The organism is Ruegeria atlantica (genome assembly GCF_013032005.1).
Lineage (GTDB): Bacteria > Pseudomonadota > Alphaproteobacteria > Rhodobacterales > Rhodobacteraceae > Ruegeria > Ruegeria atlantica_A.
The window spans coordinates 821,418-843,473 of the sequence record NZ_WQBE01000001.1 but is presented as its reverse complement, the minus strand read 5'-3'; the positions used below and the strand labels follow the sequence as shown (position 1 = coordinate 843,473).

24 protein-coding genes are annotated in these 22,056 nt (G+C 58.7%); 15 read left to right on the top strand and 9 right to left on the bottom strand.

Annotated features, from left to right (window positions below):
• Positions 1–51 precede the first annotated feature (51 nt).
• The 8 genes from GOX21_RS04150 (at position 52) to GOX21_RS04115 (ending at position 6,562) form a co-directional block, all read left to right on the top strand.
• Positions 52–1,470 carry a protein adenylyltransferase SelO gene (locus GOX21_RS04150; protein ID WP_170375681.1) on the top strand — a complete coding sequence of 473 codons (1,419 nt, stop codon included), beginning with the start codon at positions 52–54 and terminating at the stop codon, positions 1,468–1,470.
• 155 nt (positions 1,471–1,625) lie between these two features.
• Positions 1,626–1,991: a cupin domain-containing protein gene (locus tag GOX21_RS04145; protein WP_170375679.1), complete on the top strand. Its 366-nt coding sequence runs from the start codon at positions 1,626–1,628 to the stop codon at positions 1,989–1,991.
• 39 nt (positions 1,992–2,030) lie between these two features.
• Entirely contained in the window at positions 2,031–2,741 is a 711-nt protein-coding gene (locus GOX21_RS04140) for an endonuclease/exonuclease/phosphatase family protein (protein WP_170375677.1), read from the top strand.
• Between the two features lie 73 nt (positions 2,742–2,814).
• On the top strand, positions 2,815–3,228 hold the full coding sequence (locus GOX21_RS04135; RefSeq protein WP_170348959.1) for a Fur family transcriptional regulator: 414 nt from the start codon (positions 2,815–2,817) through the stop codon (positions 3,226–3,228).
• A gap of 133 nt (positions 3,229–3,361) precedes the next feature.
• Positions 3,362–4,243, top strand: coding sequence for a DMT family transporter (locus GOX21_RS04130; RefSeq protein WP_170375675.1), 882 nt, complete (start codon positions 3,362–3,364; stop codon positions 4,241–4,243).
• Between the two features lie 145 nt (positions 4,244–4,388).
• Positions 4,389–5,666 (top strand): phosphopyruvate hydratase, encoded by a 1,278-nt coding sequence (gene eno / locus GOX21_RS04125; RefSeq protein ID WP_170375673.1) that lies wholly within the window; start codon positions 4,389–4,391, stop codon positions 5,664–5,666.
• Positions 5,667–5,705: 39 nt separating this feature from the next.
• Positions 5,706–6,212: a GNAT family N-acetyltransferase gene (locus tag GOX21_RS04120; RefSeq protein ID WP_170375671.1), complete on the top strand. Its 507-nt coding sequence runs from the start codon at positions 5,706–5,708 to the stop codon at positions 6,210–6,212.
• Between the two features lie 182 nt (positions 6,213–6,394).
• Positions 6,395–6,562, top strand: coding sequence for a hypothetical protein (locus tag GOX21_RS04115; protein ID WP_165590747.1), 168 nt, complete (start codon positions 6,395–6,397; stop codon positions 6,560–6,562).
• Here GOX21_RS04115 and GOX21_RS04110 read toward each other — a convergent pair.
• From GOX21_RS04110 to mazG, 3 genes are all read right to left on the bottom strand, one after another.
• Entirely contained in the window at positions 6,559–7,008 is a 450-nt protein-coding gene (locus GOX21_RS04110) for a GNAT family N-acetyltransferase (protein WP_170375669.1), read from the bottom strand. The genes GOX21_RS04115 and GOX21_RS04110 overlap by 4 nt on opposite strands.
• Positions 7,005–7,946, bottom strand: coding sequence for a nucleoside hydrolase (locus GOX21_RS04105; protein ID WP_170375667.1), 942 nt, complete (start codon positions 7,944–7,946; stop codon positions 7,005–7,007). Before GOX21_RS04105 ends, GOX21_RS04110 begins: the two co-directional genes overlap by 4 nt.
• A 63-nt stretch (positions 7,947–8,009) precedes the next feature.
• Complete coding sequence (gene mazG, locus GOX21_RS04100) at positions 8,010–8,867, bottom strand: nucleoside triphosphate pyrophosphohydrolase (RefSeq protein ID WP_170376116.1); 858 nt, start codon at positions 8,865–8,867, stop codon at positions 8,010–8,012.
• A gap of 66 nt (positions 8,868–8,933) precedes the next feature.
• Between mazG and GOX21_RS04095 the strand changes: the two genes are divergently transcribed.
• From GOX21_RS04095 to GOX21_RS04080, 4 genes are all read left to right on the top strand, one after another.
• Complete coding sequence (locus GOX21_RS04095) at positions 8,934–10,097, top strand: M20 aminoacylase family protein (RefSeq protein ID WP_170375665.1); 1,164 nt, start codon at positions 8,934–8,936, stop codon at positions 10,095–10,097.
• Between the two features lie 12 nt (positions 10,098–10,109).
• Positions 10,110–11,078: an agmatinase gene (gene speB, locus GOX21_RS04090; RefSeq protein WP_170375663.1), complete on the top strand. Its 969-nt coding sequence runs from the start codon at positions 10,110–10,112 to the stop codon at positions 11,076–11,078.
• 77 nt (positions 11,079–11,155) lie between these two features.
• Entirely contained in the window at positions 11,156–12,103 is a 948-nt protein-coding gene (gene speB, locus GOX21_RS04085; protein ID WP_170376114.1) for an agmatinase, read from the top strand.
• Positions 12,104–12,166: 63 nt separating this feature from the next.
• Entirely contained in the window at positions 12,167–12,571 is a 405-nt protein-coding gene (locus GOX21_RS04080; protein ID WP_170375661.1) for a DUF1499 domain-containing protein, read from the top strand.
• Here the strand turns inward: GOX21_RS04080 and GOX21_RS04075 are convergent.
• The gene (locus GOX21_RS04075) at positions 12,497–12,799 is read right to left on the bottom strand and encodes a hypothetical protein (RefSeq protein WP_170375659.1); all 303 of its coding nucleotides are present in this window, start codon (positions 12,797–12,799) and stop codon (positions 12,497–12,499) included. The two genes, GOX21_RS04080 and GOX21_RS04075, sit on opposite strands and share 75 nt — an antisense overlap.
• Before the next feature lie 62 nt (positions 12,800–12,861).
• On the opposite strand from GOX21_RS04075, the gene prfA reads away from it, so the two are divergent.
• From prfA to GOX21_RS04060, 3 genes are all read left to right on the top strand, one after another.
• Positions 12,862–13,917 (top strand): peptide chain release factor 1, encoded by a 1,056-nt coding sequence (prfA, locus tag GOX21_RS04070; RefSeq protein ID WP_170375657.1) that lies wholly within the window; start codon positions 12,862–12,864, stop codon positions 13,915–13,917.
• Positions 13,914–14,756: a peptide chain release factor N(5)-glutamine methyltransferase gene (prmC, locus tag GOX21_RS04065; protein WP_170375656.1), complete on the top strand. Its 843-nt coding sequence runs from the start codon at positions 13,914–13,916 to the stop codon at positions 14,754–14,756. The genes prfA and prmC overlap by 4 nt, the downstream gene beginning before the upstream one ends.
• Positions 14,757–14,999: 243 nt before the next feature.
• Positions 15,000–15,590: a DUF4167 domain-containing protein gene (locus GOX21_RS04060; protein ID WP_170348945.1), complete on the top strand. Its 591-nt coding sequence runs from the start codon at positions 15,000–15,002 to the stop codon at positions 15,588–15,590.
• 57 nt (positions 15,591–15,647) lie between these two features.
• Here GOX21_RS04060 and rsmA read toward each other — a convergent pair whose 3' ends face one another.
• The 5 genes from rsmA to lptG form a co-directional block, all read right to left on the bottom strand.
• Positions 15,648–16,490, bottom strand: coding sequence for a 16S rRNA (adenine(1518)-N(6)/adenine(1519)-N(6))-dimethyltransferase RsmA (gene rsmA, locus GOX21_RS04055; protein WP_170348944.1), 843 nt, complete (start codon positions 16,488–16,490; stop codon positions 15,648–15,650).
• Positions 16,491–16,563: 73 nt separating this feature from the next.
• A complete protein-coding gene (pdxA, locus tag GOX21_RS04050) occupies positions 16,564–17,529 on the bottom strand; it encodes a 4-hydroxythreonine-4-phosphate dehydrogenase PdxA (protein ID WP_170348943.1) in 966 nt (321 codons plus the stop codon).
• Positions 17,526–18,779 (bottom strand): peptidylprolyl isomerase, encoded by a 1,254-nt coding sequence (locus GOX21_RS04045; protein WP_170375654.1) that lies wholly within the window; start codon positions 18,777–18,779, stop codon positions 17,526–17,528. Before GOX21_RS04045 ends, pdxA begins: the two co-directional genes overlap by 4 nt.
• Complete coding sequence (locus tag GOX21_RS04040; protein WP_170375652.1) at positions 18,770–20,932, bottom strand: LPS-assembly protein LptD; 2,163 nt, start codon at positions 20,930–20,932, stop codon at positions 18,770–18,772. Before GOX21_RS04040 ends, GOX21_RS04045 begins: the two co-directional genes overlap by 10 nt.
• Positions 20,932–22,032: an LPS export ABC transporter permease LptG gene (gene lptG, locus GOX21_RS04035; RefSeq protein ID WP_170375650.1), complete on the bottom strand. Its 1,101-nt coding sequence runs from the start codon at positions 22,030–22,032 to the stop codon at positions 20,932–20,934. The genes GOX21_RS04040 and lptG overlap by 1 nt, the downstream gene beginning before the upstream one ends.
• Positions 22,033–22,056 lie beyond the last annotated feature (24 nt).

Below are 22,056 nucleotides of genomic sequence, written 5' to 3'. Positions count from 1 at the left end.
AGGCGTGCGATCCGCTATGGTATTTACGTGTATCCACCATATGTTTGCCGCATGACCTTGAATATCCCGTTTGACAACAGCTATGCCCGTCTTCCCAAAACTTTTTTCGCCCGGCAAGTGCCGGTGCCGGTGCGCGCTCCGCGTTTGATTGCGTTTAATGAAGATCTGGCCCGCGTTCTGGGGGTTACTCCGGGCGATGTACAGGAAATGGCCGAGGTTTTCGCCGGGAATGCCCTGCCTGAAGGGGCCGAGCCGATTGCTCAGCTTTATTCCGGCCATCAGTTCGGCACCTACAACCCGCAGCTCGGCGATGGGCGTGCGGTATTGCTGGGTGAGACGATCGGAACAGACGGCGTGCGGCGGGATATTCAGTTGAAGGGCTCGGGACAAACCCCGTTCAGCCGCCAGGGCGATGGCCGTGCGTGGCTTGGGCCAGTTCTGCGCGAATACGTGGTATCCGAGGCGATGCACGCGCTGGGCATCCCGACCACCCGTGCGCTGGCTGCAGTTGAGACAGGAGAGATCGTCTTGCGCGAAGGCCCGATGCCGGGCGCGGTGCTGACCCGCGTTGCGCAAAGCCATCTGCGCGTGGGGACGTTTCAGGTGTTTGCCGCACGACGGCAGGTCGACAGCTTGAAGCGGCTGACCGAATACGCCAGCGCCCGACACTATCCGCAGGCCGAAGGTCCAATGGGCCTGCTGCGCGCGGTCCGGGACGCGCAGGCGCGGCTGATTGCGCAATGGATGAGCGTCGGGTTTATCCACGGGGTGATGAACACCGACAATTTCTCGATCGCTGGTGAGACCATCGACTATGGACCTTGCGCCTTCATGGACATCTATCACCCGAATACGGTCTTCAGTTCAATCGACCGGATGGGACGATATGCCTATTCCAATCAGCCGGACATCGCCGTGTGGAACCTGGCGCAATTGGCGACCTCTTTGATTCAGCAGGTCGAGGACCCCGAAGCCGCCGTTCAAGAGGCCACTGAGATCGTGCATGCAATGCCGGGACTGATCCAACAGGAATGGCTGGCCCGCTTCCGCGCCAAGATCGGTTTGACGACCGAGGATAAGGGCGACGAGGCGTTGATCACCGATCTGCTGACCCGGATGGCGCATAACAGTGCCGATTTCACCAATACGTTCCGTGCGCTGGGCAGTGACAAGGCCCGCGATCAGTTCGTGAACCCCGAAGCTTATGATGAATGGGCCGACGGCTGGCAGACGCGGTTGGCCCGTGAAAATGACCCGCAGACGGTGATGAACGCCGCCAACCCGGCCTTTATCCCGCGCAACCACCGGGTCGAGCAGATGATACAGGCTGCTGTCCAAGGCGATTTTGCCCCGTTCCATCGGTTAAATGCGGTGCTTGCCCGCGCCTATGAGGATCAACCCGACGCAACCGACCTGACACATCCGCCGACCGAAAGCGAAGTGGTCCACGCGACGTTCTGTGGGACATAGCGAATATCAAAACTTGAATGTCGAGTTTGTAAGCAGTCTAGTGGGCGTTCTTCTGAACATAATGCCAAGCGACTTACCATCGGCACATAATGCTGCATAATGGACGCAACCGGGGGAACTGCAGATAAAATCAGTTTTGTTTTAGGGAGCATAAAATGCGCTTCGCCATTTTGTTGGAAGACGCGGACGGTGTGTCTTATTTTGAAAATCGTGAGATTGATTTCGAACTCAAGACCTTTGCCCCCCCGGCCGCACCGTTTCTGGTCTCAAAAGAGGTCGATGCCGCGCGTATTGCCTTCTTGTCATTGCCTGCTGGGTGGAAAGGGGTTCAACACCGTTCCCCGAAACCCCAACTTGCGACGGTTCTGTCCGGTACGTTCCGTGTTCAGGCGGGGTCGGGCGAAATACGTGATTTCGAAACGGGTGACTTGTTTTGGGCCGAAGATGTCACGGGAACTGGCCATAGCTCGTCCGCCGAAGGGGGTGAGCCCGCCAACCTTATGATTACACAGTTTAAATAGGGGCCGGGTGGCCGAGGAACCTTTGATGTCAGACACAGGATGCCAATGACCAAACCATCAACCTTGCGTATCGCCAGCTATAACATTCAGAAATGTGTGGGTCTGGATTTTCGGCGGCAGCCCCAGCGTATCATGCAGGTCATCGACAGCATGCAGGCTGATATCGTGGTGTTGCAAGAGGCCGACAAACGCTTGCCGCCCCGGCCTGCCGCCTTACCACATTTCATGTTGGATGAGGCCGGCTGGCAGATCGTCGATCTGGGTGGGGCCGGCAGTCTGGGCTGGCATGGAAACGCTGTGATCTGGCGCGGAAATTCGATTCAGGTTCGGCAGACCGGGCACCACGACCTGCCAGGGCTGGAGCCGCGGGGAGCCGTGCGTGTGGAATTCGACACCCAAATCGGGCCGCTTCGCGTGATGGGGATGCATCTGGGCCTGTTGCCTGCATCCCGGCGGCAGCAGATCACGCACATCCGCCGCTTTGACGATGATCTGGACAACATGCCCACCGTCTGGGCCGGGGACTTCAACGAATGGTCGCGCCAGCCAGTGTTGGACCATCTGGCTCCGGATATGCGCTTTTTGGCACCGGTTCCAAGCTTTCCGGCCGCACAGCCCCTGGGGGCCCTTGACCGCATCGCGCTGGGCGCAGGGCTTGAGGCGGTCGTCCACGGCGTGCACGACGCACGGCCTGCGCATATAGCGTCCGATCATCTGCCGATCTGGGCGGACCTGAGACGGGTGGCCTAGGACGCAATTCCCCTGTGGCGCGATCCGCGCAGACGTACTAAGACAGAATCCCGAACTACTCTGAGGGTCACTTATGTCCGATACGATCATCGCCCGCTGTGAAGCAAAAGGTCTGCGCATGACCGGCCAGCGCCGCACAATCGCGCAGGTGCTGCAACAAAGTGAGGATCACCCGGATGTTGAGGAACTGTATGCCCGTGCCTCGAAAGTGGATTCGGGCATCTCGATCGCCACGGTCTATCGCACTGTCAAACTGTTCGAAGAAGCGGGGATTCTTGACCGGCTGGAATTCGGTGATGGGCGCGCGCGGTATGAGGATGCTGAGCGTGATCATCATGACCATTTGATCGACATGCAATCCGGCAAGGTGATCGAATTCGTTGACCCCGAGATCGAAGTGTTGCAGGAAAAGATCGCGGCCAAGCTGGGGTATAAGCTGAAAGGCCACCGGCTGGAACTGTACGGCGTGCCGCTGGAACAGGACTGATTCATCACAAAACGCGAACGACAGGCGCACGGGAATTCATGCTTTCCGGGCGGATAATGCTTGCTTGAACGGCTTTCTTGCGATTTTGCTGAGAAAAGCGGCATTGGGGCCGCAGGATTCAACGGACACGGTCATGAACAACGTACACGGCATTTTGCTGGTCGTCGGCGCGATGGCGGCTTTTGCGCTTGAGGATATGTTCATCAAGCATCTGTCGGTGACCGTGCCGACCGGTCAGATCATGGTTGTGTTGGGTGTGATCTGCAGCCTGGCCTTTGTCGTGATGTCGTTGGCCACGCGCAAACGTATCCTTGATCCGGTGGCGTGGCAGCCTCTGCCTCTGATGCGCGCCGGGACCGAAGCGGTTGGGGCGCTGAGTTTTGTGACCGCGCTGTCTCTGGTCGATCTGTCCACCGTGGCTGCTGTGTTTCAGGCGATGCCGCTGGCCGTCACCATGGGGGCCGCGCTGTTTCTGGGCGAGCATGTCGGCTGGCGACGGTGGAGCGCGATTGGCATCGGCTTCATCGGCGTGCTGATGATTATCCGCCCCGGGCTGGCCGGGTTTCAACCCGAGTCTTTGTTTGTCGTGGCCAGTGTGCTTGCCATCGCCGCGCGCGACCTGATCACCCGTAAGCTGGATGTTCGCGTGGCCTCGTCCGTGGTCGCCCTGCAGGCCTATGTCGCCGTGGCATTTGCTGGCGTGGCGTTGATGGTGTTTTCCGCACAACCCGTTGTGTCTTTAAATACTTGGCAGATCGGTCCCTATCTGGGTGCCGTTGGCTTTGGTTTTCTGGGTTATTACGGCATCGTCATCGCCATGCGGATTGGTGAGGCTTCGGCCCTGACGCCCTTCCGCTATACCCGGCTGATCTTCTCGATCGCCGCGGGGATGCTGATGTTCGGCGAGCGCCCGGACCTGATGACGCTGGCCGGGGCCACGTTGATCATGGGGTCGGGCATGTACACCTTTATTCGCGAACGCCGTTTGGCCCGTGAACTGGCGGTTGCAGCCTGACGGATCGTCGCACGTTGGCGCAAACAGGTAATTGTTAGCCCTAAAGGGCCGGGAATATACATGTTAGCGATAACATGACTGGTTTACTTTTTGCCCGGTGATGGTATGAGGCGTGCAACTGATTGCAGCCACAGGAACGGGCCTCATGAGCACCATTATCGACATCCACGCACGCGAAATTCTGGACAGCCGGGGCAACCCGACCGTTGAGGTCGACGTGATTCTGGAAGACGGCACCATGGGCCGCGCCGCTGTGCCCTCGGGCGCGTCGACCGGCGCTTATGAAGCAGTGGAAAAGCGTGACGGTGACAAATCGCGCTATTTGGGCAAGGGCGTGCTTGAAGCCGTCGCCGCCGTGAACGGTGAGATTGCCGAGGAGCTGGTCGGCTTTGACGCCACCGAGCAGGTTGCCATCGATGGCGCCATGATCGAACTGGACGGAACCGAGAACAAGGGTCGGCTTGGCGCCAATGCCATTCTGGGTGTTTCGCTGGCTACGGCGAAAGCCGCAGCCGATTTCACCACGCAGCCCTTGTATCGTTACGTCGGCGGCACGTCGGCCCGCGTTCTGCCCGTGCCGATGATGAACATCATCAACGGTGGCGAACATGCCGACAACCCGATCGACATTCAGGAATTCATGATCATGCCGACCGCAGCCGCGAATATCCGCGAAGCCGTGCGCATGGGGTCCGAAGTTTTCCACACCCTCAAACGCGAACTATCGGCTGCTGGTCTAGCCACTGGTGTGGGCGATGAGGGCGGCTTTGCCCCTAACATCGCATCCACCCGCGAAGCGTTGGATTTCATCCTGCAGTCCATTGAAAAGGCGGGTTATAAACCGGGTGAAGAAATCCACCTGGCGCTGGACTGCGCTGCCACTGAATACTATCGCGACGGCAAATACGTTCTGTCGGGTGAGAATATCTCGCTAACCTCCGAAGAAAACGCCGAGTATCTGGCGGCGCTGGTCAAAGACTATCCGATCATCTCGATCGAAGACGGCATGTCCGAAGATGATTGGGACGGCTGGAAGGCGTTGACCGATGCCATCGGTGACCGTGTTCAACTGGTGGGCGACGACCTGTTCGTGACCAACCCCGAACGTCTGGCTGAAGGGATCGACCGCGGCTGCGCCAATTCGATGCTGGTCAAGGTGAACCAGATCGGCTCGTTGACCGAAACCCTGCGCGCCGTCGATATGGCGCACCGCGCGGGTTATACCAACGTGATGTCGCACCGTTCGGGCGAGACCGAGGATGCAACCATCGCCGATCTGGCCGTGGCGACCAATTGCGGTCAGATCAAAACCGGCTCGCTGGCGCGATCGGACCGGTTGGCCAAGTACAACCAATTGATCCGTATCGAGGAATCGTTGGGCGAAGTTGCCGAATATGCCGGGGCTTCGATCCTCAAGCGCTAAGTGTTATTCTGATCCTCGTACTTTATCGAGGATCGGCAGATGCTTAGCATCATAGAACCCAGAACGCCGGACCACTTTGATGCGGTCCGGCGTTTGTGTTGGGAATACCGCGACTTCCTCCTGACGCTGGATGAAAAGTCGCAACGTATTGTTCAGACCATCTATTCGCAGGATAAATATGCCCGTGTGATGGAGGCCATCGAGGCCGAACACAGCCCGCCGAACGGTGGCGCGCGTCTTGCGCTGATCGGTGATCAGCCCGTTGGATGTGGCATGTTCCACACGATCGAGCCGGGCGTGGCCGAGATCAAGCGCGTATTCGTTCAGGACGGAGCCCGCGGTACGGGGGCAGGTCGTTCCATCATGCTGTCTTTGATCCAGCAATGTCGCCAGCAGGGGTTTGACCTGATCCGCATGGACACTGGCAAACCATTGCAGACAGCGACCCGACTTTACCTCTCAATGGGGTTCGTTCTGCGGGACGCATACGCCGAGATTCCGGAAATCGCCGAGGGTCATCTGCTGTTTTTCGAGATGAAATTGTAGCGGAACGGATAAGAAAGACCTTTTAGCCGAATTATTTTGCGCCGCTTTCTCGTTGTTAACGCGTGGAAAAAACATAACCCTAAATATTTCTCAGCATAATTCGCGTTATGTGTGAACTTTTTCCTATTTGTCTCAATTTGAGCTGACCTATTGTGACTGGATTACAGAAAAGGGGGTACACCATGACTGGTTCGAAATTCCTTCTCGTAGTTTCAGTGATCAGCACTGTATTTTTGGCGGCCTGCTCGGGGCCGGGGACTTATCCGGTATCGGGGATGCAGGCGTCGTCCACTGACCCGGTGATGGATATGGACATTCCTGGATTCGATATGGGCGTTGAGGCGCGCTAGAGCGGCTTGCTCATCAGCACATAGCGGTCTCGTGCTTTGAAACCGGTGCGCAGATACAGTCTTTGTGTGGCTTCATTGGTCCGGTCGACCTCAAGATGCAATGCGGTCAATCCTGCCCCGGCAAGGGCTTTGGGCAAGTCCAGCAGGACTTCGGTGGCGATCCCGCGACCACGAACTGCGGGGCGGATGTAGATCTCGTCGACAAAGCCGTCCATACCGCCAAATTCGACCGACCAGCCGAAGGTCAGCACGATATAGCCCAGCGGCGCGCGGCCGGGTCCGATCAGATAGACGCACCCGTGGGGGATGCCCTCAAGAAGCGGGGCCAGAGCCTCGCGACGTTGATCGGCGTCCTGTTCAATTCCGGCCTCGGCGTGAAAGGCCGCGACCAGCGACATCAGGCGATCCAGATCTTCGGGACGGGCAAGTTTCAGCGCGGCGCTCATAGGCGGGCCAGCCTTTCTGTTAGCAGATCAAAGAATCCATCGGCGTCGATATCCCCCATGAACATGGCATTGGGGGGATGTTCAGTCACGCGCCACCAATCAGCGACGGTCATGCCAAGGGTCAGGTCGGATTGCGTTTCGATCTGCACATTGACGTGACGGCCCGAGAACAGTTCGGGCCGGATCAGATATGCGGTCACGCAGGGGTCGTGCAGCGGCGCGCCCTCTGAGCCATATTTTTCTTTGTCGAAGCGTTCGAAAAAATCCGTCATATCGGCAACCGCGTGCCCGACTTTTGAATCGAGCGCGCGGAACGCATCGTTGCGATGTTTCGTGACTAAGGCGTCATGGGTGACATCCAGCGGCATCACTACGATGTGAACGCCGGATTTAAACACAATTTCGGCGGCTTCCGGGTCAACGTAAATGTTGAATTCAGCGGTGGGTGTGATGTTGCCCACCTCAAAATACGCCCCGCCCATCAGCACGATTTCTTGCACGCGCTCGATGATATCGGGCGCTTTCTGAAAGGCCGTGGCGATATTGGTCAAGGGCCCCAGCGGGCAGAGCGTCACCGTCCCCGGTTCCTGCGCGCGCAGGGTGTCGATGATGAAGTCGACCGCGTGCCCATCAGCCAGCGGCATCTCCGGATCGGGCAGGACAGGGCCGTCCAGCCCGGTCTTACCATGCACATGCTCCGCGGTGACCAAAGCGCGGTTCAACGGACGGTCGCATCCAGCGTAAACCGGGATATGCGTATGCCCGGCCAGTTCACAAACAATCCGCGCGTTTTTGGCGGTCAGTTCCAGCGGCACATTCCCGGCAACAGCTGTGATGCCCAGCACGTCGATCTCATCAGGGCTGGCCAACGCCAGCAAGATTGCGACAGCGTCGTCCTGACCGGGGTCAGTGTCGATAATGATCTTGCGCGGTGCCATGATTTGCCTCCGGGGTCTTGAAGCGCGGACACTCGCAAGTGTCACCCCACTTGTCCAGCGGTTTCAGGCCTCGGTCGCGGCGTCCACAGGCGGGAGTTTGCCATTGGCGCGGTGCTCTTCGATCTTCACCTCATCCCACAGCGCATCCATCTCGGCCAAATCACTTTGCGACGGCGTTTTCCCGCGCGCGGCAAGACGTGCCTCGACCTGTTCGAACCGCCGCGTGAACTTGGCGTTGGTACGGCGCAGGGCGGCTTCGGGTTCGATTCCCAGGTGGCGGCCCAGATTGACCATCACGAACAGCAAATCTCCAAACTCGTCCTCTAACGCATCGGTATCCATGCTGTTGCGGGCCTCTTCCAGCTCAGCTGCCTCTTCGGTGATTTTGGCAAGCACATGGCTGGCATCGGGCCAGTCGAATCCCACGCGGGCGGCGCGTTTTTGCAGCTTATGGGCGCGCAACAGGGCAGGCAGGTTCGCGGCCACACCGTCCAAAGCGCCTTTTTGTTCCTTGCCCTCACGCTCGGCTGCCTTGATGGTTTCCCAATCCACCGTTTGCTGTTCCGCAGATTTGTCGCGGGACTCGTCGCCGAACACATGCGGGTGGCGGTCGACCATCTTGTCCGACATGGTGCGCACCACGTCCTGAAAAGTGAAATGCCCAGCCTCTTCAGCCATTTGCGCGTGGAAGACGGACTGGAACAGCAGGTCGCCCAGCTCACCCTTCAACTCGTCATAGGCGTTGCGTTCGATGGCATCGGCGACCTCATAGGCCTCTTCGATCGTGTAAGGGGCTATGGTGGCGAAATCCTGTTCGATATCCCACGGGCAGCCTGATTCCGGGTCGCGCAGGCGGCGCATGATTTCCAGCAAACGCTCGATACCCGCATCGCTGTCGTGGATCAGAGGATTTTCGGCCATTGCGAACCCTTTCGTTCCGGTGTCAGATGCATCCATTCCGCAGTCAGGATCAGGAGTCCACCCCAGATGCCCGTCGTCAACCGAATTGCCGATTTCTCTGCCGATATGGCCGCATGGCGCCGGCACCTGCATTCGATCCCTGAATTAGAGTTCGAATGTCACGAAACATCTGCTTTCGTCGCCGACCGACTGCGCGAGTTCGGTGTGGATGAGCTGCATGAGGGCATTGCCAAGACGGGCATAGTGGCAATCATCAATGGGCAGGGTGAGGGGCCGACCATCGGCTTGCGCGCCGATATGGACGCCTTACCGATCCCTGAGGAGACGGGCGTATCTTACGCGTCCAAAAACCCCGGCAAGATGCACGCCTGCGGGCATGACGGGCACACCACGATGCTCTTGGGTGCGGCACGCTATCTGACAGAGACGCGGAATTTCCGCGGTCGCGTGGCGCTGATCTTTCAGCCCGCCGAAGAAGAGGGCGGCGGGGCCGGTGTCATGGTCGAAGAGGGGATCATGGATCGGTTCAATATCTCTCAGGTCTATGCGCTGCACAACGCGCCCGGTTTTGCCGAAGGGTCCTTTTACACCACGCCGGGGCCAATCATGGCGGCAGTGGACACGTTCGAGGTTCATATTCAGGGCGTCGGAGGCCACGGCGCCATGCCGCATGAAACACGCGATCCGGTGATGGCGGCCTGTGGTATCGCGCAAGCGATACAGACTATTGTCAGCCGCAACCACTATGCGCTGGATGATCTGGTGGTCTCGGTCACGCAAATCCACACGGGAACGGTGAACAATGTGATCCCTGATACGGCCTTCATCAACGGTACAGTCCGGACGTTTGACCCTGCTGTTCAGAAGATGGTGATAGAGCGGATGGAACAGATCGTGCAGGGACAGGCGACCTCGTATGGGGTCTCGGCGCGGCTGGACTATGAAAAGAACTATCCCGCCACGATCAACGACGCCGAAAAGGCTGGTTTCGCAGCCGATGTCGCGCGCGACATCTCGGGCGCTGACCGGGTAACCGCCAACGCAGGGCGTGAGATGGGGGCCGAGGATTTTTCTTATATGTTACAGGCTCGGCCCGGCGCATATCTGTTCCTGGGGCAGGGTGAGGGCGCAGGACTGCATCACCCCAAATACAACTTCAATGACGAGATTGCGCCGGTTGGCGCCTCGTTCTTTGCACGGATCGTTGAAAAGGCGCAGCCTTTGGGCTGATGGGGGGAAGACATGGCACTGGAAGACGCAAAAAATCAGGTGGATGAGGCGTTCACCAATCCGGACCTCAAAGGGTTGTCATTTGAAAATACGTTCGGTGGTGCGACGTCATTCCTGCGGCGGCTCTATACTAAAGAGCTGAAGGGCGTAGATATCGCCGTGACCGGCGTGCCGTTCGATCAGGCCGTGACCAACCGCCCTGGTACCCGTCTTGGCCCCCGCGCAATTCGCGAGGCCAGCGCGCTGCAATCGCCGGATGCGCCCTATGGATGGCCCTTCGACGCGCTCAGCGAATTGGCAATCGTGGATTACGGAGATATGGCCTATGACTACGCCAATATCCCTGCCTTTCCCGACACACTGACAGACCACATCCGCACCATTCTGGCCGCTGATGTGTCTTCGGTTTCGTTGGGCGGAGATCACTATATCAGCTTTCCGATTCTAAAAGCCTATGCAGAGAAGTACGGGCCAATGTCGCTGCTGCAATTCGATGCGCACACGGATACATGGGCCGATGACGACATGTCCCGCGTCGATCACGGGACGATGTTTTACAAGGCGGTGAAATCGGGGATCGTGGACCCTAAACGCTCGGTTCAGGTCGGAATTCGCACTACGAATGAGGACACGCTGGGCGTCAACATCATAGACGCGCGCGAGGTGTATGAATCTGGTCCTGCCGCCGTGGCGCAAAAGATCAAGGGTATTCTGGGCGACAGCCCCGTTTACCTGAGTTTTGACATCGACGGTCTGGACCCGGCCTTCGCCCCCGGCACCGGCACGCCCGTCTGGGGTGGGCTGACTTCGATACAAACGCAGATCATCCTGCGCGACATTGCCGGGATCAACATCAAAGGGGGGGACGTGGTCGAGGTCTCTCCGCCTTTTGATACGTCCGGTGCCACGGCGATTGCGGGCGCGCATGTGGCGACGCAGATCATTTGTCTGCTGGGGTGGAATAAGCTGGTCTCGGATTAGTTCAACAGGCTTAACCATTGGTTAGCCATCTTTCCGATATCAGGTTAACCAAAAGGCCGGACGGGAGAATGACGGGCATGACAGAATATAACCAACCCATCAGCGGCAATGATCTGGCCCGGTTCTCCGGCCCAAACACGTTTATGCGCCTGCCGCAGGTGGATTCGCTTGCCGGGCTGGACGTGGCCGTGCTGGGCATTCCGATGGATATCGGCACCTCGTGGCGGTCGGGCACGCGGTTCGGACCCAAGCAGATCCGCAGCGAAAGTGCGATGATCCGGCCCTATAACATGGCCACGTTTGCGGCCCCGTTCGACAGCCTTCAAATCGCGGATATCGGCGATCTTGCGATCAATACATTCTCGCTGGCCGACAGTCTGAAAATCATCAAGGAAAGCTATGATGCCATCCTGGCACAGGGTGTGACGCCAGTGGCAATGGGGGGCGATCACTCGATCACCCTGCCGATCCTGCGGTCAATCGCTGCCAAACACGGGCCGGTGGCACTGGTCCATGTCGATGCCCATGCAGACGTGAATGATGAGATGTTTGGTGAAAGAGAAACGCATGGCACGGTTTTCCGCCGCGCCTACGAAGAGCGGCTGATCGTCCCTGATAAAACCTTTCAGATCGGCATTCGCGGCTCGGGCTACGCAGCATCGGATTTTACCGAGGCTAAGGGCTGGGGCTTTCGCCAATTCCCTGCTTGGGAGCTGTGGCAGCAAAATCTGACCGTGACAGGTGCCCAGATTCGCAAAGAGATCGGCGAGCATCCGGTTTACATCTCGTACGATATCGACAGCCTGGACCCCTCTATCGCCCCAGGCACCGGCACGCCCGAGATTGCCGGGCTGACCACGCCACAGGCGTTACAGCTAATCCACGCGCTGGCGGGTGTGAATGTGGTGGGCTGTGATCTGGTCGAGGTTTCCCCTCCGTATGACGCTACCGGCAACACTGCACTGACAGCGGCGAACCTGCTGTTCGAGATGTTGTGCATTCTACCTGGCGTGACGTCACGATAGGGGCAGTGGCGCCTTGCCACGACCAGCGATCCGAATATTGTTTTGCAAAGCGATGGGATCGGGATGAAAAGAATGTTGTTTTGGGGATTGGTTGCCTGCTTGATCGCCATGGCTGCCATTCGCTTAGCCCCATCAGACCCCAATCGTTGGCACGTCGCTCCTGTCGGAGACACGGATCGCGATATGCCGGGCGGCGTGTTTCGGGTGATCGAAAGTGACCCCGACCGTTTTGCGCGTCTGCATGAAATCGTGACAGATACGCCCCGAACCTATGTGCTGGCGGGATCCGTGCGAGAGGGGATGGTCACCTACATAACGCGCAGCAAGGCTTTTGGATTCCCAGATTACACAACGATTCAGCAGGATGGAGATATTCTGCGTATTAATGGACGATTAAGATTCGGTCGGCGAGATTTCGGGGTAAACCGAAACCGGGTTGATGGGTGGCTGGCTGCTTTGCAGCCCTGACGACAAACACCCCTCTTGCACTTCGCGCCACATGGGGACGTTCAGGGACATTTGGCACTGGGCGGTGAACATGCGGCCGTCGACTTGTAAGCAGATCATCTCACCCAACTCGATGCGCGTTCCGGATTTGTCGGTGCAATAGCAGTCCTGTACCTTGCCTCCGGGACCGACTACATCGGCCATGGCCGGGGCTGCGCACAACAAAATAACAAGTGCCAAACGTGTCATAGCGTCAGCTTAGCACAGGGACGGCCCTTGACCAAAGCGCCGGATTAAGAGACACCGCGCGGATGATCCCCGAAGAACGCCTTGAACAGATAACTCAGCGATTCCAGTATCTCGAAGCGGCCATGGCAGATGGCGCCTCGGGCGGGGATATTGCGGCCTTGGCCAAGGAGTATTCTGATCTGAAGCCGGTCGTGGATCAGATCATGGCGTGGCGTCAGCTGGTCGCCGATCTGGCCGAGGCTGAAACGATGCTGGCCGATCCCGACATGAAAGAGCTGGCCGAGGAAGAAATCCCTGAGCTTCAGGCCCGTATCCCGCAGGCCGAACAAGCCCTGCAACTGGCGTTGTTGCCGCGGGACAAGGCCGATGCGCGTCCAGCGATGTTGGAAATCCGCCCTGGAACGGGCGGGGATGAGGCTGCGTTGTTCGCGGGCGATCTGCTGCGCATGTATCAACGCTATGCCGAAGCGCACGGCTGGCAGTTTGAGATCATTGAAGAGCAAGCCTCGGACCTTGGTGGTATAAAAGAGGTGGTGGCCCACATCAAGGGCGACAATGTCTTTGCCCGCATGAAATACGAATCCGGTGTACACCGCGTTCAGCGCGTGCCCGAAACCGAAAGCGGTGGGCGGATTCATACCTCGGCAGCCACCGTGGCGGTTCTGCCCGAGGCCGAGGATGTGGACATTCAGATCGACGCCAATGACATTCGCATCGACACGATGCGCAGTTCGGGCGCGGGCGGGCAGCACGTTAACACGACGGATTCGGCTGTGCGGATCACACACCTGCCCAGCGGTCTGGTGGTGACGAGTTCCGAGAAGTCTCAGCACCGCAACCGTGAAATAGCGATGCAGGTCCTGAAAACGCGCCTGTATGATCTTGAACGCCAACGGATCGACAATGAACGATCCGCTGATCGCGCCAGTCAGGTAGGCTCGGGCGACAGGTCCGAGCGGATCAGGACGTATAATTTTCCGCAGGGGCGGATGACGGATCACCGCATTAACTTGACACTCTATAAGCTGGATCAGGTGATGCAGGGCGATCTGGATGAGGTGATCGACGCGCTGACCGCTGACGACCAGGCCCGCCTGCTGGCCGAGATGGCACAATGATCGCTGCGTTGACAGCCGCCCAGGCCATGGTTGCCGCCACCGCCCGCTTGCGCGCTGCTGGAGTCGATGATCCGGCACGTGATGCGCGGGTTTTGCTGGCCCATGCCGCACGGATAGAGGCCAGCCGAGTCACGTTGATTGCGCCCGAGGAACTGTCGCCCGAGATTGCCGAACGGTACGATCACCTGATCTCGCTGCGGGCTATCCGCGTGCCGGTGTCGCACTTGCTGGGAGAGCGCGAGTTTTATGGTCGCAGGTTCCGTGTCAGCCGAGATGTGCTGGACCCGCGCCCTGAAACCGAGACTCTGGTCGAGGCGGCGTTAAGCGAACCGTTCGATCATGTTCTGGACTTGGGCACAGGCTCTGGCTGTATCTTGATTACTCTGCTGGCCGAGCGCACCAGTGCTTCGGGTATCGGTGCGGATCTAAGCGAATCCGCCTGTCTGCAAGCCAGCGCCAATGCGGTGCAGCATCAGGTGCAGGACAGGGTCGAGATTTTACGCTCGGATTGGTTTGAAAATATCGAAGGGTTGTTTGACCTGATTGTTGCAAACCCGCCCTATATTTCGCTGGAGGAGATGCAGGACCTGTCCCCCGAGGTGCGTGAACATGAACCGCGCATGGCACTGACGGACGAAGGGGACGGGCTGGGCGCATACCGCCATATTGCCGCCTCGGCCCCGGATTTTCTGATGCCCGGCGGGCGGATTCTGGTTGAAATCGGACCGACACAGGGTAAGGCCGTTGCAGCCCTTTTCCAAGCGGCTGGGCTAGTTGATGCAGGCGTTATCCCCGATCTGGACGGTCGAGATCGTGTTGTTGTCGCCAGAATGCCGTAAAATTGGCGCAAGATGAGGCTGAAATGCGCCGATCAATGTAAAAAAGCTGCGAATTTTTGGACAAACCTCTTGTCTGTAGGCGCTGGACATGCTTACTCAGAGTTAGTCGGAGAGGTTGACGCTGTTTCAGCGGGCCCCTGACGCCAAGCCCAAAAAAGTCGACATCGCGTGACGGCTAATGCCATTGAGCAGTGCAGGACGCGACTTGATCGGCACCGAATGACAAGGCTGACGTAAAGTACGATGAGATCTTCTAAATCCCGCTCGCGGGCCAAGAATAACCGCAATCGCCCCTCTGGCGGCAACGTTGTTAACCGGGTTTTCGATAGTTCAGGCCCCGAAGGCAAGGTGCGCGGCACGCCCCAGCAGATCATTGACAAATACAACCAGCTGGCGCGCGACGCCCAGCTAGGTAACGACCGTGTGGCAGCTGAGAACTTTCAGCAGCACGCCGAGCATTATCTGCGTCTGCTCAGCGAAGCGCAGCGCGAAATCGAAGCGCGCCGCGAAGAGCAAGAGCGCCAGAATCGCGAACGTCAGGCCGAGCGCGACCGGGAACGTGCCGAACGACAGGAGCGCGAAGCGGCCCGTCAGGCCGATCCCGCCGAGGCACCGCAACCCGACGTGATGGATTTCGGAGCCGAAGCTTCCGCCCCCGAATCCGGTCTGGTCGAGACCCCGGAAAGCAAAGATGCCGCCCCGGTGGTCGATGCGCCCGAGAAATCGGAGAAGAAAGAAAAACCTGCACGCCGCCCGCGTGCGCGCAAGCCCAAGGCTGCACCGGTTGAGGATGCCCCTAAAACGGATGGGGATGCGCCAGAAGCGGCGGAATAAATAAAGACTGCGAAATTGCGAAAGCCTTGGATTAATCCGGGGCTTTTTCTTTTACTCTTAGCTTTTTTTGACTTCGCGCGCTAAAGCACAAAACGCCTCAAGCGGGACCTGTTCGGCCCGTTCGGTGGGCTGGATACCAGCTGCGAGCAACCTGTCTTCGATATCCGATGCAACACCTTTTAACGATGCGCGCAGCATTTTCCGGCGCTGGTTAAAGGCAGCCGCGACGACGCGTGACAGTGTGGCAGCATCGGCCGGATAACGCGGCTCGGGCAGGGCGGTCAGGTGAACAACGGCGCTGGAAACCTTGGGTGGAGGGGTGAAGGCACCAGGCGGCAATGACATGGCGATCCGCGCCTCGGCCCGCCATTGGGCGAGGATGGCGAGGCGGCCATAGGCCTTGCTGCCAGGTTGGGCGACGATACGCTCGGCCACCTCACGCTGGAACATCAGGGTCAAGCTCTGCCAGAAGGGCGGCCATTTCGGTGGAGTTAACCAGCGAACCAGCAACTCGGTGCCGACATTGTAGGGCAGATTGGCTGCGATGCGAATCGGTGGAGTCAGGTGCGCCAGCGGGTCGATTTCAAGCGCATCGCCGTTGATCACCTCAAGCCGACCGGGGTAGGCGGCTGCGATATCGTTCAGAGCCGCGATGCAGCGTGTGTCTTTTTCCACCGCCACGACCTTGCGTGCGCCCTCTGACAACAACCCACGGGTCAGGCCTCCGGGGCCGGGGCCAATTTCCAATACGTCGCATTCCGTAAGATCTCCGGCCTGACGGGCGATCTTGGCCGTCAGGTTCAGGTCCAGCAAAAAATTCTGCCCCAGCGACTTGCGGGCCGAAAGCTGGTGGGTCGCGATGACTTCGCGTAGTGGAGGGAGATTGTCGATTGCACTCATGATCCGGTTGCCGTGACGCGGGGTGCGCCGATGATTTTGCCTTTGGTTGGGGTATTTTCAGCCAACAGAAGGGTCAAGCGCTTTGTGCCATGCGTTGGGCCAGCTTAAGTGCTTCGATCAGGCTGGTGGGTGTGGCGATGCCTTGGCCTGCGATATCCAGTGCGGTGCCGTGATCGGGTGAGGTGCGGATAAAGGGAAGGCCAAGCGTCACGTTGACCCCGCGATCGAAATCCAGCGTTTTGATCGGGATAAGTGCTTGATCATGATACATCGCAATCGCTGCGTCATAACGGGCGCGCGCAGCGGCGTGGAACATCGTATCGGCAGGGTGTGGCCCGGTAACGGTATAGCTGTCGTCAGGGAGGTCGGCGATCAGGGGCGCGATCCAGTCCAACTCTTCATGGCCCATCTTCCCGCCTTCACCGGCATGGGGGTTCAGACCCGCGATGGCAATACGAGGATGCGCGATACCGAATTGATTGCGCAGTCCTTGGACGGTGATTGCGATGGTGTCGTGCAGCAGGTCCGGGGTCAGAGCCGAAGGCACCCGGGACAGCGCGATATGGATGGTTGCTGGCACCACGCGCAATTGCGCGCTGGCCAGCATCATGACCACCCGGTCCCGACCGGCCAGGGCGGCGAGAAATTCAGTATGGCCGGGATAAGCGAAGCTGGCGCCGTCGATCAGGGCTTTCTTGTGGATCGGCGCGGTACAAAGCGCCGAGGCCGCACCGGATTGCACCAGCGAAACACCGCGCTCAATAGCGGCGATGACTGAGGGCGCGTTGGCCGGATCGGGTTGGCCGGGGACATTGGGCGCCGGAAAATCCAATTGCAGAACCGGCAGCGCCGAGGCGCTGATTTTAACAGATTCGGACGGGTCAGTTATGCGAACAACCGGCGTTCCCGGCGGCAAGTGGGTTGCATCACCGATATAGAAGAAGGGACATGTGTCGCGAAGGTCCGACCACGCTTTAGCTGCGATTTCCGGGCCTATTCCGGCCGGGTCACCACAGCTGAGCGCGATCGGGAATGTCATTGCTCGACGATGTTTGCTTCGGCGCGCAGCTGCGCCACAAGGCTGTTAGCAAAAGCCTCGAGACGTTGTTGCGTCAGCGCGTTGGCAACGTCCACTCGCGAAGTCTCTTCGCCCAGATCACGGGTGCGGGTGCAGAGCATCAGGAACATCAGGGTCTGGCCATTGTTGCGGGTCAGCGTGGTGGACACCTCATTCAGGTCAAGCTTGGCAAGCTCCAGCGCCACGTCACGCGGAATCTCACCGGGGCTGGCCTGAATCCGTTGCAATACTTCTGGTGGTTGGTCCTTGGCGATGCCGTAGAGGTCATCGCAGGTGTCAATTTCTTCTCTGAGTTTGGCCGCCCGTGCCAGGGTTTCAGCACTACGGCCACCGGCCATATTATAGATCGCGTAGTCTATCTCGGAATAGTTGGTCGCGCTGGTCGCGACCTCACGCAGTCCGCGCATCTGGAACAGCGCAATGGCGTTGGGCAACGAAAGCGGCTGTGTGATCTCTCCGTCCTTCAAACCCAGGATCACCGGTTGCAGTGCTGGCGGCAGGCTGGTGAGGCTCAGCCAGTCAAGTCGTCCACCATTATCGCGGGTGGCTGCCGCTGAATATTGTGTGGCTGCGGCGGAAAACGGGTCAAACCCCTGCAGTTGGGCAATCTCTTGGGCAAGCAGATCAGCCTGGGCAATGGTTTGCTGGTTCACTGGGATAATGATTTCGGACAGCAGCACCTGCAGGCCACCGCTGTCAGTTTGACCCAGGGCGCGGTTGATCTCGTCCTCGGACGGGCGAGCCTGTGACAGGAAACGCGCACTGACATAGTCGCGCCAAGCAACCTGATCGGCCACGAAATCCCGAACGGTTTCGCGATCAACACCCTGATCGGCGAGCAGTTGCAGGAACCGGTCAGTCGACAATTGCCCACGCGCGGCAAATTCGTCGATGCCGACCTGAATGTCTTCGGGGGCCGCCTGGATTCCGGCCTCGCGCATAATCTGGCGACGCAGCCTTTCGTCGATCAGCGCATCACGGACTTCGGCGTCGGACGCACCGGGGGCACCCAGTGCAGTCAGGAATTGTTGCCGTTGTGACAGCTCGTACCAGGTGATGATGTCTTGATTGACTTTGATCGCCGGGGAAAACAGGCTTTGGGCACCAGCTTGTGGCGACGTCAAAGCCAGCGCAGCCCCGATCAGCATTGGGGCGACCGGTTTAAGCCAACCGGAGCGGAGGAAACTGGTGAAACCTGAAATCAACTGCATCTTCTCTTGTACTGTTGGCCGCCACTGTTAACGGAGTACCCCGTCAAGGCTACGGTAAAGCCGAATTCTGTCGAAGGCTCAATACTTGATGATGAAGTAAAGCGCCTACTGACATTCATGTTAACCTGTACGCATTCATTCTGATACGTCACCCCCAACCCATAGCGGATCGGTTCGGATTCGCTTAGGTCATAGCGCGCCAGGGCCCGTGTGTTCCAGTTCTGATCCACCCGGTAACGTCCGGTCAACCGAACTTCGGAAATCTCGTCGTCGATACCTTCAGCCGGGTCCGGCTCTTGCCAGCCATAGCTTCCGGTGAAGCCGACCCGCGGCTGTTGCCAGCCGACCCGCAGTTCGGCTTTAGAAAAGCTGAAATCTCCGTTCAACAAGCCACGGCCAGCCAGACGCCAGCCGTTATTGGTTTGAATCTGACCTGCCAACAGCAAGTCTGACGTTGTCCCCTGCAAGCCCGAGGTCAGGTTGAAACTGGGGTCAGCATCTGCGCGGTATACTTGACCAATCGTGGCAAGGGCCCGCCAACCGCCGGCTGCATAGCGAGACCAGTTCAGGCCCACTACGCCGGTCAAGCCGTCTTCGCGCCGATCAGGGGCCGGAAAGCGGGACAGGGACAACAAGTTACCCTGATCGAATTCCTGAAACGTGCTTTCGTCATTTGGCACGTCATCGTCCGAGACATGAGTCCAGCCGATCTGGGCAATCGGTTCCAATATCTGCGTCGCCCCTGATGACTCGCGCTTGCGCATCGGATAACGCAGCGTCAAAGCCGCACGTGGCGTGGTGCGCGTTACGTTGTCAGGGAAATCGCTGTCGTGACGAATGTTAAACGCATCGACCGACGCACCGGCCCGCACCTCGGCCCGAAGGCCCGACGCAAAAGTCCAGTCGCGCAGCCATTCGGCATCAAAGGTGGCACGAGCAACGTCCCGTCCGACGATATCCTCGTCACTGGTACGTTCATGCGCGTGAGTAACAAAGCCCAACCGAACCTCGCCGCCCACAGAGGTCGGGAACAGACGCTTTTCATAATACAGATCAAAGATCCGTGACGGGATTTCGTCCTGTTCCTCGCTATCGCGCAGGGTTTTATAGTGGGTGAAACTGGTACGGAACGCCGTGTCGCGTTTGATCCGTTCCAGCGCAACTTCGCTACGCAGCCGATCCAGATCTGGCAGGCCATAATCGGCCAGATAAGCATCGTCTGACGTTGTTCTGATGTTGAAAAGGAACCGATAACCGTCGTTCAGGTTGAACCAGCCATTGGCAAACAGGTAACCGCGATCCTCACCCGGCTGCAGATCATCGCGGGTATAGGCGCCCTCAAGCTGGATGCGCCCCCTTTTAAAGGCCTGTCGATAGCGAAACCCAAGTGTATTGGTCTTGGACGAGACATAGGGCGTCAGTGTCAGATCCTTGTGGTCACCCAGCTTGATGAAATACGGCACCTGGACGCCAGTGCCCAACTGCGAGGTGGTTCGGATCGACGGTACCAAGAACCCGGTGGCCCGCTCGAGCGTCGGGTCCGGCAGTCGCAGATAGGGGAAATAGAACACTGGCACATCCAGCACCCGAAGCTGCGCCCCTTCAAAATAGAGTTGCCGTTCCAGTTGATCATGCGTGACCTTGCGGGCGCGGATCTGCCAGATCGGCGGTTTGCCATTCGCGCAGACATGGCACGAGGTGGCCGAAACTTTGCTGAACTGCGTATACCTGCCCGCCGCGCGCGTGGCCTGAACCGAAGCAATCTGCACCTGCTGGTCGAACACCATCCGCGCGCCGATCAGCAGGCCATTCTGAATACCGTCATCCAGTTCGGCCGAGTCCGCCAGGATTGTCGTATCACCGGCCTGATCGATACGGATTGGCCCCTCCAGCGTCAGCGCGCCGGTATCGCGGTCATAGGTGATGCGTTCAGCGGTGATTTTGATGTCACCCTGAAAAGCTTCGACATTGCCTTCAGCCACCAGCACGCGTTCGGGTGTGATGAAGATTTCGTCAGCCACCAGCAGGGCGGGCTGGTCCTCTTGCTGGGTATCCTGCGCCGGGCCAGGGGCTGATTGGGTCTGGGCGGCGGCACCTGTTGGCATTGCCAGAGCCACAGCGCCGGACAGCAAAAGACTTGATATGAGCCGCATCAGCCGTCCTCCGCATGGAGAAGAAGGCCAAGGGAAAGAAGAATGGCTGCAAAGGGCGGAGCCCAGGCTGCGACGAAGATTGGCAATTGACCGTTTTCTCCGAGTATTTGGGCAAAGTTGCGAACGAAGTAGATTGAGAATCCCAAAAGCACTGCGGACAGAACCGCGATACCGGTGCCACCAAAACGGACATGGCGCATGGTAAAGGCCGCGCCGATCATCACCATGGCCACCAGAAAAAGCGGTCGCGCAAGTTGAACCTGCAACCAGACCTCATATTGCTTGGTGGAAAATCCGGCTTCGCGGAGATCACGGATAAGCTGCGGCAAGTCGTAGACGGATACGGAATCCTGCTGGCCCAGTGTGTCCAGAATGCGCTGGCGCGTCAGCGTGGTGGGAATTTCGATGCGCTGATGTGTTTGAGCCGTCGCCTCGGGGTTCACATCATCCGCCAGAGACCAGATCTTGGCATTGTGCAATATCCAAGACCCGTTCGACAGCTGTGCCCGATTGGCATTGATTTGCTGTGTTGGTTTACCATCCGGCGAAAATGTAACGATCGTTACGCCGGTTAGTTCCAACGCATCCGCATTCGTGGTGCCTCGCGCGTGGATGACCGATTGCCCATTTTCCGTACCCTGCCGCAACCAAAGCCCCTCGCTGGTGATCGACAGCGCCGAGTTGCCTTTGTCTTTGTAGGCATCAGACAGGCGTCGGTACTCCTCGGACGTGGCGGCGGTGATCGGGTTCAGCAAGGCCACCGCGAGGGTCCCAATGATCAATGCCAACGTGACCGGAGCCAGCAGCGCCCGGATACCGGACCGCCCGATGGCGCGTGTCACCACCAGTTCGGAATTGCGCGCCAAGCCGATGAACAATGCAATGGTGGCAAGGATGACCAGCAAGGGCAGCATCTCGCTGATCGCTGCGGGTGAATTCAGCAAGGTCAGGTGCAGCAGCGTGCCAAAGGACAGCCCCTCCGAGTTGAACCGGCGGGCTTGTTCGACCAGATCGATCAGAATCAGCAGCGTTAGAAAAATGCCGCCAATGACCAGAAAGCTTTGCATGAACCGGCGGGCGAAATAGCGGTCGAGGATCACGATTGTGCCTCCGCCTTGATCCGG